The following is a 15,751-nucleotide window of genomic DNA, read 5'->3' on the forward strand; positions in this document are numbered from 1 at the left end:
CGACGATACGGTGGCCTTTTTTACGCGCTGCAATGATCCGCTTCCTTAAATCTGCACTCAATGGGTTCATCCCCAGTTTGGTACGGCATCGGACAGGGATTGTACAGTCTATTGTGCCTATCTAATCCGGAATTGCTCTAATCCAAATGTCATGCCGTAGGATTACTTCATCATGTATTCCCAATCATGGGTTTCTGCTTCGCGTTCTTCGCCGCGTGAGGTCCCGTTCGGCGTGACCAACGCGGTCACGGGACGTCCTTCGTGGTGAACTGAATGGTTCCGGCTCGGCCCCGAACGCTTACGGGGGAGCCGGGAGCCTCGCCCTCCCGGTGATTTTGTCGTTCTCTCGGGGGAATGGAGAGAACGTGCGCGAGTGGGCGTAAGAGAAACGAATGGAGGCCAGTGCCAATTAAAGGCAAAGTGCTCTACAAGCGGGCGAGGAGTTGGGGGAGTCCGGCCAACTCCATGAGGAACGCCCCGGCGCCGGCCCGCACGGCCGGACGGTCGGCGTAGCGACCGAACCCAACGAAGAGGTCCACCACCGGTTTGGTCTCGAGATCGCTGGCCCCGTCCCCGACCATCACCACCTTGCCGGCTCCGAGCCTGGCCCGGAGTTGCTGGATGACCAGCGGCTTGCCGCCACTGCGGGCGGCGGGGAATTCGGCGTCGAAGCCCAGATAGTTTCCTGCCTCATCGAAGTAAAGGGGGACGGCATGCACTTCGGTGATGCCCAAGTGTGCGGCCAGGGGTTGAACGGCCGGGGCCAGGCCCCCGCTGAGGATGGCCGGGGTCCAGCCCGCGCCGCGCAGCTCGGCCAGGACGCGCCCGGCATCGGGCTCGATGGTCTGGAGATACTTTTGCGCGATCGCGGCACAGGCAGCGGCCCCCGGGCGGATCAGTTCGAGGCGGCGACGGAAGACATCCTCCAGCGGGATGGCGCCTTCCATGGCGAGGCGGGTCATGGATTCCACCTCGCGGAAAATCTCCGGTCCGGCGTCGCGGGCCAATTCGTCTATTCCCTCGATGGAAGAAAGGGTGCTGTCGCAGTCAAAGACAACCACCTTGACCGGGGTGTGGATGGGATCGGTGACGGGCATGGGGCAATCTACGTGCGCGTTTCCCGGGGGGAAATGCAAAAGCCACGCCCCGGGCCGGCCGGAACGTCAGACGGTGGGCGTGGCCAGAGGCAATTGGATACGGAACCCGGCTCCGCCGAGTTCCGACTTTTTCTGGCTGATCCGGCCGTGGTGGAGGACGACGGCGGCCCGGACCGAGGTCAGGCCGAGTCCGGTGCCGTTGGACTTGGTGGTGTAGAATGGTTCGAAGACCCGGGCCGCGACCTTCTCGGGGATGCCGGGACCGTTGTCTTCCACCATCAGGAGGGCGTGGCCGTTCTCCCTGGAAAGGCGGACGCGGATGGCGACGTCATCCCCGGTCTCCGCGGCATTGAGCAGGAGATTGACCACCAATTGTTGCAGCAGGGTTTTCTCACAGGGTCCGGTCAACCCGGAAGTCAGATCGGTTTCGATGCGGGCCTTTTTGAGTGCGGGGTGTTTGCGGGTGATCGTGACCGCTTCCTGCACCACCTCGGCCAGGTCCTGCTGCACCAACTGCACCGCGAGCTGGTCCTTGCCAAAATCCCGCAGACCGCGGACGAGTCGGGCGATCTCCTGCAGGCTTTTCTTGATGTTTCCCGCCGCCTCCGGGCGGGCCATGCCGCCCTCGAGCATCTCCGCCTCCAACAGGGCGGAGGTGAGCATGTTGTTGATGTCGTGGGCCACGGAGGAAGCCATCACGCCGGCCAGGGATCGCCGGTCGGTCGAAAGCAGCAACTGCTGGTGTCGTGTCCTCCGGTAGTGGCCGATCCCCTCGACCAACCCGACACAGAGCGACGCGACCGCCATGAATCCCAGTCCCTTGACCGTTTGGTAAAACGCCGCCTCTTCCTGGGAGCGGGCCAGCGTTTCCACCAAGCGGTCACCCAGGATGATGTAGCCCGCTGTGATGATGAAAAAAATCAGGCCGTAGATCAAACCCCGCCGGGCCGAATGCCACCAAGTGATGCGCGCCAGCGAGAACACCTTTGGATCTTATAGCGAAAACAAACGCTAGGAAAGCAGAAAGAGGCAGGGATTTATTGCAACTTAATGGATTCAACCAACCCTCACAAACGGTCGATCAAATGGAAAAACGCCTCCGGATGGGAGAAGTCCTCGAAGACCGCGGAAGGCCCACAATCCCGGAGTTCATCGGCGGTGAATCCACCCGTGGCGACGGCAATCGTTTTGGCGCCAATGACCTTGCCGCAGGCCACATCGTGCGGGGTGTCGCCGATGACAAAGACGCGCCCGGGCGTGATGTCGAGCTTCTGTTCTTCCAGGGCGCGTTGCAGGGCGACCGGCCCGAGTTGGTTGCGGTCGTGGGAGTCGTCGGCAAAGGCCCCGAATTCGAAGTAATGCCAGACGTTGTAGTGGGCGAGCTTGAGTTCGGCACCGCGTCGCATGTTGCCGGTGAGGAGGGCGTTGACCAGGTCGGGGCGGCGGTGGGCTTCCTCCAGGATGTCGAGGACGCCCCGGTAGACCCAGCCGGTTTTTTCCGGCAAGAGACGGGCCAGGTGCTTGAGGTAGCATTCGACAAAATCGTGGAGGGACTCATCCGTGAGGGAAATGTGGTGCTTTTCCATCAACATCATGCCGATGCGGCGGTCGGTGCGGCCCTTGTAATCGACGTCCTGGAGGCTGGTCTCGATGCCGTGCAGTTCCTTCATGGCGGCCAGGAGGGCGTCTTCCCCGGCCCGGCCCGACCAGATGAGGGTGCCGTCGATGTCCCAGAGCAGGAGCTTGGTGGCCGTGGCAGTGTTGGGGCTGGAGTTGGGAGGTGTCATCTGCGGAGAACGATGGGACTTGGAGGCTGCCAGTCGCAGGAGCGGGGTGTCACGCGGGAAATGTTCAAGCACTGACTTTGGCCGCCAGATGGGCCAGATGGGCTTCGGGGGTGACTTCCTGTCCGGTGGCGGCGCGCATCAGTTCCAACGGACGCAAGTGCATGCCCGGCTGGTGGATCTTTTCCCGCAACCAACCGAGCAGGCTGCCATACTGGCCGGCGGCCAGTTCCGCCGGCAACCGGGGAAGGTCGCGCGTGGCGGCGTTCATGAGCAGGGCGGCATTGAGATTGCCGAGCGTGTAGGTGGGAAAGTAGCCGAAGCCGCCCATGCTCCAGTGGATGTCCTGCAGGCAGCCCCGGCGGTCGTCGGGCACCGTCAATCCAAAGAGCTGATGGAAGGATTCGTTCCAGAACGCGGGCACGTCCGCTGCCTCCAGATCCCCCTCGATCAATCGCCTTTCGATGCGGAAACGCAGGATGATGTGGAGGTCGTAGGTGACCTCGTCGGCCTCGACGCGGATGAACGACCGCTCGATGCGGTTGACGTGTCGCCAGAGCGCTTCGGGGGAAGAGGCCTTCAACTGGGGGAAGTGGTGGACAGCGCGCGCGAACCAGTGCTCCCAGAACGCCCGGCTGCGGCCGATGTGGTTTTCCCACAGGCGGGACTGGGATTCGTGGATGCCGAGCGAGACCGCCGTCCCGCAGGGGGTGCCGTAATGTTCCCCGGGCAGGCCCTGGTCGTAAAGGCCGTGGCCGGTCTCGTGCATGATGCCGTAGAGGGACGAGGTGAAATCATCGGTATCATAGCGGGTGGTGAGGCGGCAGTCGTTCGGCCCCAGCTCGGTGCAGAAGGGGTGGGCGGTGGTGTCGATCCGGCCGGCCTCAAAGTCGAAACCGAGCGCGGCGGCCACTTCCCGGTTGAGGGCCTGTTGGGCTTCCACCGGATAGGTTCCGGCGGGAAGTGGGGGAGCCGGGCGCGCATCCTGGGCGGCGGCGCCCTCCGCGACGAGCCGGCTCAGCCTCGGGGCCAGGCCTTCGAAAAGGGATTCAATGGTCGAGGCCGTGGTTCCGGGTTCGTAGGCGTCCAGCAGGGCGTCGTAGCGGGACTCGGTATAGCCCCAGAGGTCGGCCTTGCGACGGGCCAGTTCGACGAGTTGGGTCAGAAGGGGCTGGAAGGCGGGGAAGTCATTCCGGGCGCGGGCTCCGACCCAAGCCTGGTGGGCCAGGGCCTCGGTCTTGGAGCATTCTTCGACCAGGGCGGAGGGCAATTGGGTGGCGCGGTCGTAGGAACGGCGCCACTCGCGCACATTGACCGCGGCATCGGAACCGGCGGACAGGCCGGACGCTTCGCAATCGGCGATCCATCCGCCCACTTCATCGGCGGTCCAGAGGCGGTGGGAAAGACCGGCGAAGTGGGCCAATTGTTCGGCACGCCAGGCATTGGCTTTTTCCGGCATGTAGGTTTCCTGGTCCCAGTGGAGGAGGGAAGAGGTGGAGCCGAGCAGGGCCAGTTCACGAGTGCGCTTGAGGAGGGATGCGTAGGCGGGGGACATGGAAGAAGTTTGAAGTGGATTGCCGGAGTGACAATGGAAATACCGGGATCAAACAGGACGGTCCCGCTTTTTTTGTTGGGCCCAACACGCCAGCGCCAGAACGGCCATCAGCGCGGCAAAGGCCCAGGGCAGCCAGCGCAGGGAATCCACGAAATCCGCCTGGGCGCCCTGGGACTGGTGGGCCGCGCCATAAGCCAGACCAATCAGGCCGTAGCCGAGGTTGAAACTGAGGCCCTTGAAGCTCAGGACCGTGGCGCGTTGGGCCGAGTCCACCCGGGCGTTGATGGCCTGGGATAGGAAATAGGCCACCAGACCGAAGGTGGTTTGGAGCAGCAGGACAAACCCCAAGCTCCAGCGGTTGGTCAACCACACCATCCCGGCCAAACCCATCGTGGTGAGGAAGGTGGTGAGGGCAAACTTCCAGACCAGGCCCGGACGGCGGTCCATCAGGGAGGCCAGCGGAGAAACCGCCAGACCGAGGGCGCCGGAGGCCGCGGCGATGATCCCGAGCCAGGCCACCGGCCAGCCGGTGACCCGGAGGTATTCGCTCTCCAGGGTCAGGATCAAACGGATGAAGCTGTCGTGCAGCAGGCCGGCGAGCAGGACGGCGACGATGAGGGGCTGGCCGAGAATCCAGCGTCCGGCGGCGAGGATCTGCAACCAGACCGCGCGCACCGAAGGGGCCTGGGCCGGGGCTCCGGGCGGCTCGATCATGCGTGCCGTGACCAGGCAGGCCACAAGGGCTGATCCCAGGGTCAATGCCACAGGCAGGCGCAGGGTGTGGGCCTTGGTCCAACCCGGATCCAGTCCGAACCATCCGGCCGCACGGTTGCCAAGATCCGGATCGTAAACGGCCGCCCCCAACAACATGGCGAAGACAAAAGCCACGGACTGCCAGCGCATCAGGTTTCTCAGAACCGCCGGCCATTCGGCCTCGCGCCCCTCCGCTTTGAGGGAATCGTAGGCCAGCGCCTCGTCGGCCCCACTGGCGCAGGCCTCGGCCGCCCCGCTGAGGATGCGGTTGAGGGCGAAGGCGGCGAAGACGATCCAGGGATTGCCGAGCGGGACAAAGACCAACACACCCATCTCCAGAACCATCAGCCAACTGGCCAGGCAGACCATGCGCTTGCGGCCCCACCGGTCGGCCAGGGCGCCGGAGGGCACTTCAAAAGCAACAATGGCCGCCGCCCAAAGGGTGTTCAGGATGGCGAACTGTTCGAGGGTCAGGCCGTAGTCGAGGAAGAGAATGGCCAGGACGGGGTAGTAGAAGCGCGCGCTGAAGAGAAGGCGGAACATCACGAAGAGCGTGATGTTCCGATCAGTGGACGGTGGACGGAAGTCGGTGAACGGTGGCACTGTGTCAGGCCTTGATGGTATGGCAAAAAAGTGCCGACTGGGCCATCATGGCGCCCAGCTGGCGTCCAATTCCTTCCAGCACGATCACCAGCTTGCGACACTCCAATGTGGGAACATACTCACAGGCTTCAGCTGAGAGTAGCCAATGCAAACTTTCTTGGAGTTCACCGTCGGCATCGGTCAGCTTGCTTATGAAATGGGCTTCGTATCTTCGCTTTGCCCAGGCTTCGGCAATGTTCGCTCCAATGGCACGGGAGGAACGACGGATTTGGCCGGTCAACGAATACGTTTCCTCTTTCGGCCATTTATTTGAAATTCGAAAAACGTCCTGCTGGAAAGCAAACGCCTGTTTATATACCTCAAGGTCTCGGAATGATTGAATGGGTTTTTTCATAAACCGCCCGCCGTCTACTGACCACTGTCTACTGTCTTCTGCCCACTGCCCACCGCCCACCGCCCGGCGGGCTAACGTTCCGCTTCAATGCGGATTTCCACGCGGCGGTTGAGCTTTTCCTTCTCGGCATCGCCGCTCTGCGGGACGATGGGCCGGGATTTGCCAAACCCCTTCGTGGCCAGCCCGGCGGCGGGAACCCCCCGGGCGATGAGGGCGTCGGCCACGGAACGGGCCCGCTGTTCGCTCAACTTCAAATTGTAGGCCTCGTCCCCGATCGAGTCGGTGTGTCCCTCGACGGTGATTTTCATTTTGACCGCCCCGCGCAGGGCGTCGGCCAACCGCTGCACGGTCCCGGAGGCCGAGGGCAGGAGCACGGCGGAGTCGAAGGAGAACAACACGTCGTTGGAGAGACGGATCAGGATGGGCTGGATGCCCGGGCGGGCGACCGCCCCCGGGGGACGGAGGTTGACCAGTTCGGAGATATCGGCCGCGGAGGGCAGCCGGGCGCCGGAATTGGCGGCATCGGGGCCGCCTGACAAGCCGGAAGTGGACAAGACTTTGGTTGTTTCCGCCAGCGCGGCCGTGGTGGCGTCCTCGACCAGGGCCTGCGAGACACTGGGGATTTTCCCCTCGGGGGCGGCGGGCAGGGCGGTGAGGGCGTCGACGGGCGTGACGGCGAGGCCCGCGCTCAGGGGCATGGACGGTTCTCCGGTGAGCGAGGGTAGCGGGATGCGGGGGGCCTGCAGGGGGCCGCTGAAGGCCTCGATCTCGCCCGGGGCGAGGCTGGCCGGGCCGGACGGGCGCTGGGTGGTGAGTGCGGTCGGCTGGGGGATCTCCGGCTCGAGTCGGCGGGGGTCGATGGTGGCGCGTTCGAGGTTGAAGCGGGCCGGCTCAATCGGGTCGACCAAGGGAGGGCCGAAGTCCAGCAGGAGGCCGCGCGACCAGAGGACGATGCCGAGATGAAAAACAAGCGAGGCCAGAAGGGCCAGGAGCAACCACGACAGCGCGGGGTTGCGCGATTGGGGGGCGCGGGCCGTGGCGGCGGACATAGGACCAGTTAAGCCGCAAACAGCCCCGGCAACAAGGCCGCTTTCCTTGCCTGAATGAATGCGGGTGCGGTCAGTTCGCTTGTCGCAGGTCGAAACGGATGGGTTGGAGGGTGGTGGAAGGAACGGGAAGCCCGCCCAGTGTGGCCGGTTGGAAGCGGTAACGTTGGGCGGCCTTCATCGCCGCCCGGTCGAGCAGGGGATGGCCGGAGCTGCGCTGGACGCTGACCTCTTGGACGCTTCCGTCCGCGGTGATGGAAAGGCGCAGCAGGACCACGCCTTCCTGCCGCTGGCGCCGGGCTTGTTCGGGATAGGGTGGGGGCGTGTTGAGGTGGAACTGCGGACGGGGGACGGTGCGGACCCCTCCCGCGCCGCGGGTGGCCTCTTCCCCCGTGGCTGGGGTGGACTGGGCCGGGCGCTTTTCTGGTCTGGGTGTGGCCACAGGGGGCGGTTCCGGATCCGGCACGATGACGGTGTTTTCTTCTTCGGGAACCACCGAACGGGAAACGGTGTCGGGCGGGGCGGGGGATTCCAACCAAACTTCCGCGCTCAAGGGAACCGGCCGGGCCGGACCGGCGGCGCCGCCGCTGCCCGGGTTCAGGGACAGCACCGGAGCTTGGATCAGCAGGGGCGATGCACCAAAAAAAAGAGCCAGATGGAGCAGGATCGAACCAGCTGCCGCGCACCAGGGCCGGGCTTGAAGCCCCTGCAGGCATTCCCGCATCGACATCGCCCTCAGTCTGCTTTCTCCGTCCGGATGATCAATTTGACCAGGCCAAGACGGCGTGCTTCATCGAAGACCTCGACCACCCGACCGAACTCACACCCGTAGTCCGCCTCGACGATGAGGGTGGAATCGGGGGCGGTCTCCTTGAGTCCGGCCAAGCGCGCACTCAGGACGGTGCGGTCGACGGGCTCCCGGTTCCAGTGAAGGACCCCACGGGCATCGACCGAAACGGTCACCGTCACCGGTTGGTCCGGCAGGGCGGCCGCCGAGCGGGCCTTCGGCAGGAGCAATTCGATGCCTTCCCCTTTCACCATGCTGAGCGATACCATCATGAAGGTGGCCAGGAGGAAAAACATGATGTCGATGAAAGGAATGATTTCCAGGCGGGGCCGACGGCCGTGGCGGGGGGATGGAATGGCGGGCATCGGGATGGCGGAGTTTTTGGGGGTTGATTTCGGAGCCTATGAAGAAGAAACAAGAAACAAGAAAAACAAAAAGGCCCGGGCCTAGCCACCGCTGCGCGCTTTGACCACGAGCAATTCCAGATGGTTGGTGGCATCCTCCAGCCGGCGGCGGATGGTTTCCATGCGTGCGGTGAGGATATTGAGGGGGATGATGGCCACGATGGCCACACCCAGGCCGAAGGTCACCGCGATCAGGGATTCGGCGATGCCGCCCGTGATGGCGGACGTTTTCCCGGCCAGATCGGCGCCGCCGACGATGCCAAAGGCCCGGATCATGCCGATGACCGTGCCCAATAGGCCCAAGAGGGGGCCGAGGGTGACCGCCGTGTCGAGGACGACCAGACCACGATTGTACCGGTCGAGCTCGCGGCCGGCCGCTTGGAGGAGGGCATTGGATAAAGAGACATCACGGTGTTCCAAGCCGTAGGCCAGCACCCTCGCCAAGGGGTCGGAGGTGGTTTGGGCCTGGGTCGCAGCCTCGTCGAGGCGGCCTTTTTCGACCAAACCGAGGAGGGCCTCCACCGTCCCGGGTTGGCGCCGGCTGTGCTCCAAAAGAAGAAAAGCCAGCCGTTCCAGGACCACCGCCCCGGTGACCAGAGAGAGCAGCAGAATGGGCCACATGATCGGCCCGCCTTTTAAAAACAATTCCATAGTCATGATGTTTAAATGAGATTCTATCTCAAATAGTACTTGATTTATCGTTCTTGAGACGCAATCTCGCAAACGTATGAAGATCCTTCCCCATTTCTTGATATGCGTCAAGGGCACTTTCGCCGTTTTTCTGATCACTGTTTTCTCCCTCGATGTGGGACGGATTTCCGCCGAGGTGACCGCCGCCGAAGGAAATTCGGGCCAGGCAGCCCTCCGCGAGCCTGTTTTGTTGGAGGGGGCGCAGATGCAGGAGGAAATCATCGTTCAGGCAGAATCGGAATACGACGCCCGGGTGCAGGATCGTTTTCTGCCTCCGGTGCAGGGGACCAAGATCTACTCTGGCAAGAAAGCGTCGGTCTTGGATCTGGATGCCCTGCCCCAAGTGGTGGCCAACGATTACCGCCAGGCCTTGTCGTCGACCCCCGGCCTGCTCTACAGCGAGGAAAGCACCCCCCTGGTGAGTATCGGCTACCGGGGCATCGGCGACCCCCACCGGACCCAGTTCATGCAGGTTCTGAAAGACGGCGTGCCCATCCATGCCGACCCCTACGGCTATCCGGAAGCGTATTACACACCGCCCCTGGATGTGGTTGACCGTTTGGAATTCGTGCGTGGCGGCGGCGGACTGATGTATGGCCCGCAGCCGGGGGGAGCCTTGAATTACGTCACCGCCATGCCGCGCACCGACCGGCCGTTTTCCGCCCGTAGCAGCCAGATCTTCGGCTCCGACGGATTGTACTCCACGTACAATTCGGTCGACGGCACCGTGGGACGGGTGGGTTACCTGGCCTACTACAACCACCGGGAAAGTGAGGGGTTCCGCTCGGCCAACAGCGACTATGTCCTGGATGGAGCGGCGGTGAAGTTCGTCATCGACGGGCAAACCGACACCCGATGGATATTCAACATGGACGCCTACGAGGAAGCACACGGCGAACCCGGAGGGCTGACCCTGGCGACCGGCCCGGGAACGGTGAACTACAATGCCGACCGTAACCAGGCCAGCCGTGAGTTCGACCGCTTCCACCTGCGCCGCTATGTGCCATCCCTGGCCTTCGAGAAAGATTTCAGCGAAGAAACCCGCCTGGAAGTGCGGACCTGGGGCGGCTATTACGAACGCGGCAGCCGCCGCCAACGTGGCGGAGGATTCGGCACGGTCCCCACCGGTGCCGCGGCGCTGACCAACGACATCGAACTGCAGGAATTCTTCACCTGGGGCTTGGATGGAAGGGTGGCCCACGACTGGCAGGCCTGGGGCGGGAATCACACATTCTCCGGGGGCTTCACCACCTACTTTTCCCATTCACCCCGCACCGACCGCCGGGGCGGCAGTCCGGATGCCACCGAAGGCTTCCTCCGCCGCGATGCCCACCGGGGGACGGCCAGTGGCGCCGTCTTTGTGGAAAACCGTTTTGTCTTCGGTTCGCTGTCCCTGACACCCGGCATCCGGGTCGAGCAATTGCACCAGCGCGTGCTCTCCCGGCAGGTTGTGGCCCCCGTGTCCTCCCGCGAGGAACACCAGGACGAGACCGTTCCCCTGCTGGCCCTGGGCCTGGCCTATGACACCGGTAGAGACACAGAAGTTTACGCCAACGTTTCCCAAAGCTACCGTCCGGTGATCTTCACCGAGGCCCTGAGTCCCGATCCGACCACCGTGGTGGCGGGCGACATCGAGTCGGGGAACAGCTGGACCTACGAGGTCGGTTGGCGGGGCACACCGGTGTCCTGGGCGCAGTGGGACACCAGCCTTTTCCTGATCGACCTCGACAACAAATACGGCACGGTCACCGTGGGTGGCGTGAACACGATCACCAGTGTGGGCCGGGCGATCAATTACGGTTGGGATGCCGCGGTGGAAATCGATCTGATCGGGCTCTACGACCAATGGCAACAGGATGATCTGGGTGCGCGGGCCGGCAAAATCAGCCTCTATGCCAACAGCACGCTCATGAGTTCGGAAATCCACGGGGGGGTTTCCGACGGGAAAGACCCGCAATACGCCCCGGACGCTTCCTTGCGCGGCGGGGTCATCTATCGGTGGCAGGACCGGGCCAAGGTGGCCTTCCTCGGAACCTGGGTCGGTGAACACTTTGCCAACGATTCGGAAACCGCCAACCGGCACATTCCCGCCTACATGGTCTGGGATCTGACCGCGGAAGTGAATGTCTACCGGGACCACGTCTCACTCCTTGGAGGCGTCAAAAATCTGCTGGACGAGGACTACTACGCGCGCATCCGTGGCGACGGGATCGACCCGGCCTATGGGCGCAATTTCTACGTCGGCTTGAAGCTGCAATACTGAGGAAGGGAAAGGCCTTTTTCACCACAAAGGCGCGAAGAGCACGAAGAGAAGGCTGCTTTATTGTAGACGGGGATTCCCATCCCCGTGGCTCGTTCAGATCTCGTTGCTCTTACTCGATCTCGTGCTCGTTCTCTCCAATTCAGAGAGCACGAGAATGAGAACGAGTGCGAGAACAGTGGCAGATTAAATGCAAAATTCTCTAACAACCACGGCCTACGGCATGACAGTTGGATTCAGCATCACCGAATAGTGAACAAAAGAAATAGCCGCCCAACCCCTTTCTTTCTCCGTGTCCTCTGTGCCCTCTGTGGTTAGCCAACTGCATACTCACGGCTAAAAGCGGTCCTCACTCGCGATAATCCGGGAAGCGCTTCCGCAATTCGAGCAACTTGGCATCGGCCTCGGTGGTCATGCCGGCCAGACGCTGGGCTTTCTCCGCCCGCCAGAGGGCGCGTGGCGTCAGAAGCGGGTCATCCATCAGCAGGGCCAGCGTGGCGTAGTATTTCGCCGCGTCCACGTAGTTCCGCCGGCCCATGGCGATGTCGCCCAGGAGCAGGCGACCGCGGGCGTTGAATTCGCCCTCGGGATTCTGGCGCAGGATTTGTTCGGCCAGGGTCTGGGCGTCATCGAAGCGGGCCGCCCCGATCAGGGCCTGGGCCAGGGGTTCGAGGACGGTGCTGCGGTTGGCTTCCTCGGGGAAGTCGAGCCGGAACTGGTTCCATTCCTTGATGGCGGCACCATGGTTCTGGATTTTGGACATGAGCAGGGCCAGTCCGAGTTGCGAACGCTTGCGCTGGGCCGGATCCTTGCTGGCGGCCAGGACGATGCGGTAATAAACAGCCCCCGAACCCGGGTCATCGCCCTTGGCCAGTTCCTGGCCCAACCATTCGTAAACCGACAAAGCCACCGCCGGTGCCTTGGGGTTTTTCTGTCGCCAGGCATCGTAGGCCTCCACTTCCGTGCGCAGGCCGGGCAGGTCGGCCCGCAGCAAGGCCAGCCGGATCAACTGTTGGGTGGCCGGCCCGAAGTAACGCGCCGCATCCAGTTTGCGTGCCGCCTCCCAATTCGGCCGCGAAGCCTGGTCATCACCCAGTTGCTGGATGGCCCCGGCCAGCAGGTAATGGGCCTCCGGGGTGTTGGCGCTGTTGGGGAATTCCTTCAAATGGGCCTGGAGCAGGGAACGCATGGGGGCGAGCTTGCCCAGGCTTCCGGCCAGCAGGGCCGTCTGCCAGAGCGTGTTTTCGCGGTCTGCATCCTTGGGGAAATCCTGCACTCGGGCCGTCCAGGATGTGAAGGCGGCCTCGGGGTCCTTGTCACGCAGGGCGGCCTGTCCCTGCATCCAGAGCGCACTGCTGCGCAGGGAGGTCTTGGGAAAATCAGCCAGAAGCCGGTCGAAGGCCTTGCGGGCCTGGGGCCAGTCGCCCAGTCCGAGTGCGGCACGCCCCCACCGGAAGAGAACACCCTCGCGAACGACGGATTGCAGGGCGGCAAAGGCCTCCGTTTGCCCGGCCAGGTCGGCCAACATCGGGGTGCAGGTTTTGAAGTCGCCACGGTCGAAAAAGGCCTCGGCCCGCAAAAGCTGGACGGTGGGCCGCCGGGTGGAATTGGGGAAGCCGCCGAGAAAGCGCGCGGTTTCCGGGACCAGGTCGGGGTTGTTTTGCCCGCGCAGGATGAGGATGCGGGCCCAGACCGCCGATTCCGCCATTGGATCGTTGGGAAATTCCTTGAGGAAGAAGTCGTATGCCTCCAACGCGGCCTGATCCTGTTTGGTGAGACGGGTGGACTCCGCCACCAGGAACAGGACCTGCGCGCGGGAAGCCTCGGGAAAGGCCGGTCGCACTTCGCGGTAGATTTCCAGCAGGCGGGCATGGTCGCCGGCGGCGAAGGCCGACTGGAGCAGGCCCAGGTGCGCCAGTTGTCTCCAGAAGTCGGGGGCGTTGGTTTTGCGGACGACTTCAAAGTTGGCCGCGGCCTCGCGCCAGGCGCCCGAGGCGTAGGCCAGATTGCCCGCACGGACGCCGGCCTCGGCCCGGAGGGCCGGGTCGCCGGTCCGGGCCAGGACCTCCTTGAAGGCCTGGCTGGCGATGGAGCTTTTCCCTTCGCTGGCCGCGAGCGTCCCCTGCTTCAAGCGTGCGTAATCGGCGTAGGGGTGTTCTTTCTTCTCCCGCACCAGGGCCTCGATGTTGGGACGGGCGAGGGCCAGGTCCTTGAGATTGTCGGCGGCCAGGACGGCCAGATAATGCGCGCGGAGTTGGAGTTCGCGCTCCGAGGCCGTCGCTCCGTCCTGCAGGGCGGGCAGCGCTTCCTTCCAACGGGCCTCGGCGGCCAGCATTTCGCCTTCAAGCAGGCGGGAAGGCGGTCGCCAGGGGGAGCCGGAGGCGGGGTATTGCTTCTGGCGCAGGGCCAGGGTGTTTCGGGCCTCCTCGAAGCGGCCCAGTTGGCGGTAACAGGAGGCGATTCGGAACAGGGCCTCCTCGGCACGATCACCCTGGCCGTGATAGCGCAGGACGTCTTCGTAGAGGAGGAGGGCGCGGCCCGGGTCCTTGGACTTCTCGAAGGAAAGCCCCTGCCCGATCAACTGGTCGGCGGCGGGCTGGAGATCCTCCAGGTTCAGAATCTGGGGGGTGGGCTCTGGGGCTGGGCGGGCTGCCTGGGCGTAGGTGGAAGGGGGGCAAAGGCAGATGGAAACGGGCGGTGAAAGGACCCCGACGAGAACCAAGGCCGAAGCTGCCGATCGCTTCTGGGTGCCGCGCATGGGGGTCAGACTACCATAGACACCCGGCCCGGGTCATATGAAAAGCCATGCATCAATCAACCTAATGGCCTTGCCCGCCCTGTTCGATTGAATTACGCTCCCCCCATAGCTCCGCAAGAATGTCACACAAATGCAACATTCGGGCTTTAATGCATCGCAAAATTGACTTTGTGCATACACGGTTCAACCGCTTATGAAGAGCGAACGTGGAATAGCGAATAGCGGAAGTTCAGGCATAACGTCCGGCCCTCGGTGCCCTTGCCGGACGTCCTTTCCGCCATCTGCCATCCGCCGTCCGTCATCTGCCTTCACTCTGATCGAGTTGTTGGTGGTGGTCGGGATCATCGCCATCCTGCTGGCCCTCACCATCCCCTCGATCACCGGACTGGCGGGATCGGCGGGCCGTAAGGGGGCGGTCAACGTTTTGCTGAACACCTTCGAACAGGCCCGGGCCTATGCCCTGGAGGGCAGCGTCAACACCTACGTCGGATTTGCCGACAAGAACTTTCCCGAGGAAGCCATGCGCTACCGGGCGTTCATCGTGTTTCGGGAGAAGACGGATGACGACCCGGCCGGCACGGGCGAGTATGTGCCTTTGACGAAATGGGAAACGCTTCCCAAAACCATCAGCTTCAAGAGCGAGAACCAGTCCCTGCTGGCGGACTATTATCTGGCTTTGACCGACACATCCGTTCCTCGCCTGTCCTCGGGTGCGCAACTCCCCGTTCTGGCCTTCAATCCCAGCGGGGCCATCCAATCATTGCACACCACTGCGAGGCTGCGGGTGTTTCTTTACGAGGGCTATTTTCTCAACAATCAGGACAACTTCGTCCGGCAAGCGGCTTTCCAGCGCTCCTCGAGCGGCTTGTTTGAATGCATCACCTTTTCCCGGTTCACCGGCCGCGCCCAAGTGGATGTGACGACGACACAATGACTACAAGTTTTCCGTTTTCAGTTCCCGGTTTTCAGTTCGCCGGAACAGGGCGTCGCGTCGTTTTCCAAAACGGGAAACAAAGCAGTCGCGCCGCCTTCACACTGATCGAAATCGCCGTTTCGATGGCCATCATGTCCTTTGCCTTGGTGGGCATACTGGGCTTGTTTCCCGTGGCCTTGGATACCGCACGGGACAGCAAGGCGGAGACACAGATCGGATTATTGGCCCGCAGGATTGAGTCCGACCTTCGCACAAGCCAGCACTGGCAGATCAGTTCCGGGAACGGCAGCCAGACCCTCGATTGGTCAGGTGAAGTATTCAACTCCCCCAATCTGGATGACGTGGACGATCCACAAAAATACACGCGCATCACGTTCAGTTGCAGTTTGAATGGCACCGCATCACAAAAAGCTCCCGATGCTTATCTGGCCTACAGTCTGAATGACGATCTGGATTTGCAACCAAAAGGCACCCCGGTCAGCGCAACTGATTACTCAAACGGCCAGGCCGGGGCCGGTTATCTGGCCCGAGTCCGCACCGAGTACAATCCCGCAGCCTTCCCGGGCATGGTCTGTGTCCTGGTCGACTTGTCCGTGCCTGGTTCGGTCAAGGAATCGGATCGGCGAACCTACACCTTTTTCACCCTCCTTGGACGACGCCAATGATACCCATTCAAAGCAGAACAA

General features: G+C 63.0%; 14 protein-coding genes. 3 read left to right on the forward strand and 11 right to left on the reverse strand.

Annotation, left to right across the window (positions count from 1 at the left end; all coding sequences use genetic code 11):
• Positions 1-425: 425 nt before the first annotated feature.
• From SFU85_05480 to SFU85_05525, 10 genes are all read right to left on the reverse strand, one after another.
• A complete protein-coding gene (locus tag SFU85_05480; protein MDX6766221.1) occupies positions 426-1,097 on the reverse strand; it encodes an HAD-IB family phosphatase in 672 nt (223 codons plus the stop codon).
• Positions 1,098-1,163: 66 nt separating this feature from the next.
• Positions 1,164-2,081: a HAMP domain-containing sensor histidine kinase gene (locus tag SFU85_05485; protein ID MDX6766222.1), complete on the reverse strand. Its 918-nt coding sequence runs from the start codon at positions 2,079-2,081 to the stop codon at positions 1,164-1,166.
• An 83-nt stretch (positions 2,082-2,164) separates the two neighbouring features.
• A complete protein-coding gene (locus tag SFU85_05490; GenBank protein ID MDX6766223.1) occupies positions 2,165-2,884 on the reverse strand; it encodes a haloacid dehalogenase-like hydrolase in 720 nt (239 codons plus the stop codon).
• A 64-nt stretch (positions 2,885-2,948) separates the two neighbouring features.
• Positions 2,949-4,436, reverse strand: a complete 1,488-nt coding sequence (locus tag SFU85_05495; GenBank protein ID MDX6766224.1) for a carboxypeptidase M32 — start codon at positions 4,434-4,436, stop codon at positions 2,949-2,951.
• Between the two features lie 48 nt (positions 4,437-4,484).
• Positions 4,485-5,792 carry an MFS transporter gene (locus SFU85_05500; protein ID MDX6766225.1) on the reverse strand — a complete coding sequence of 436 codons (1,308 nt, stop codon included), beginning with the start codon at positions 5,790-5,792 and terminating at the stop codon, positions 4,485-4,487.
• A gap of 4 nt (positions 5,793-5,796) precedes the next feature.
• Positions 5,797-6,186, reverse strand: coding sequence for a four helix bundle protein (locus SFU85_05505; GenBank protein ID MDX6766226.1), 390 nt, complete (start codon positions 6,184-6,186; stop codon positions 5,797-5,799).
• Between the two features lie 71 nt (positions 6,187-6,257).
• Positions 6,258-7,235, reverse strand: a complete 978-nt coding sequence (locus SFU85_05510; protein MDX6766227.1) for an OmpA family protein — start codon at positions 7,233-7,235, stop codon at positions 6,258-6,260.
• A gap of 70 nt (positions 7,236-7,305) precedes the next feature.
• Positions 7,306-7,962 (reverse strand): TonB family protein, encoded by a 657-nt coding sequence (locus SFU85_05515; GenBank protein ID MDX6766228.1) that lies wholly within the window; start codon positions 7,960-7,962, stop codon positions 7,306-7,308.
• A 5-nt stretch (positions 7,963-7,967) separates the two neighbouring features.
• The gene (locus SFU85_05520; GenBank protein ID MDX6766229.1) at positions 7,968-8,384 is read right to left on the reverse strand and encodes a biopolymer transporter ExbD; all 417 of its coding nucleotides are present in this window, start codon (positions 8,382-8,384) and stop codon (positions 7,968-7,970) included.
• 81 nt (positions 8,385-8,465) lie between these two features.
• On the reverse strand, positions 8,466-9,044 hold the full coding sequence (locus tag SFU85_05525) for a MotA/TolQ/ExbB proton channel family protein (GenBank protein MDX6766230.1): 579 nt from the start codon (positions 9,042-9,044) through the stop codon (positions 8,466-8,468).
• Positions 9,045-9,150: 106 nt separating this feature from the next.
• Between SFU85_05525 and SFU85_05530 the strand changes: the two genes are divergently transcribed.
• Positions 9,151-11,376: a TonB-dependent receptor gene (locus SFU85_05530; GenBank protein MDX6766231.1), complete on the forward strand. Its 2,226-nt coding sequence runs from the start codon at positions 9,151-9,153 to the stop codon at positions 11,374-11,376.
• A 346-nt stretch (positions 11,377-11,722) separates the two neighbouring features.
• On the opposite strand, the gene SFU85_05535 is transcribed toward SFU85_05530, so the two are convergent.
• On the reverse strand, positions 11,723-14,131 hold the full coding sequence (locus SFU85_05535; GenBank protein ID MDX6766232.1) for a tetratricopeptide repeat protein: 2,409 nt from the start codon (positions 14,129-14,131) through the stop codon (positions 11,723-11,725).
• Between the two features lie 193 nt (positions 14,132-14,324).
• On the opposite strand from SFU85_05535, the gene SFU85_05540 reads away from it, so the two are divergent.
• Complete coding sequence (locus tag SFU85_05540; protein ID MDX6766233.1) at positions 14,325-15,065, forward strand: type II secretion system protein; 741 nt, start codon at positions 14,325-14,327, stop codon at positions 15,063-15,065.
• Positions 15,062-15,730, forward strand: a complete 669-nt coding sequence (locus tag SFU85_05545; protein ID MDX6766234.1) for a type II secretion system protein — start codon at positions 15,062-15,064, stop codon at positions 15,728-15,730. Before SFU85_05540 ends, SFU85_05545 begins: the two co-directional genes overlap by 4 nt.
• Positions 15,731-15,751 lie beyond the last annotated feature (21 nt).

The organism is Candidatus Methylacidiphilales bacterium, from assembly GCA_033875315.1.
GTDB lineage: Bacteria > Verrucomicrobiota > Verrucomicrobiia > Methylacidiphilales > CAZTYG01 > JANRJG01.

Bases quoted from the DNA above. Each gene is read 5' to 3' on its own strand.
- SFU85_05520 (MDX6766229.1), bottom strand. From the start codon at position 8,384: ATGCCCGCCATTCCATCCCCCCGCCACGGCCGTCGGCCCCGCCTGGAA.
- SFU85_05540 (MDX6766233.1), top strand. From the start codon at position 14,325: ATGAAGAGCGAACGTGGAATAGCGAATAGCGGAAGTTCAGGCATAACG.
- SFU85_05545 (MDX6766234.1), top strand. From the start codon at position 15,062: ATGACTACAAGTTTTCCGTTTTCAGTTCCCGGTTTTCAGTTCGCCGGA.
- SFU85_05515 (MDX6766228.1), bottom strand. From the start codon at position 7,962: ATGTCGATGCGGGAATGCCTGCAGGGGCTTCAAGCCCGGCCCTGGTGC.
- SFU85_05530 (MDX6766231.1), top strand. From the start codon at position 9,151: ATGAAGATCCTTCCCCATTTCTTGATATGCGTCAAGGGCACTTTCGCC.
- SFU85_05525 (MDX6766230.1), bottom strand. From the start codon at position 9,044: ATGTGGCCCATTCTGCTGCTCTCTCTGGTCACCGGGGCGGTGGTCCTG.
- SFU85_05480 (MDX6766221.1), bottom strand. From the start codon at position 1,097: ATGCCCGTCACCGATCCCATCCACACCCCGGTCAAGGTGGTTGTCTTT.
- SFU85_05510 (MDX6766227.1), bottom strand. From the start codon at position 7,235: ATGTCCGCCGCCACGGCCCGCGCCCCCCAATCGCGCAACCCCGCGCTG.
- SFU85_05535 (MDX6766232.1), bottom strand. From the start codon at position 14,131: ATGCGCGGCACCCAGAAGCGATCGGCAGCTTCGGCCTTGGTTCTCGTC.
- SFU85_05495 (MDX6766224.1), bottom strand. From the start codon at position 4,436: ATGTCCCCCGCCTACGCATCCCTCCTCAAGCGCACTCGTGAACTGGCC.
- SFU85_05490 (MDX6766223.1), bottom strand. From the start codon at position 2,884: ATGACACCTCCCAACTCCAGCCCCAACACTGCCACGGCCACCAAGCTC.
- SFU85_05505 (MDX6766226.1), bottom strand. From the start codon at position 6,186: ATGAAAAAACCCATTCAATCATTCCGAGACCTTGAGGTATATAAACAG.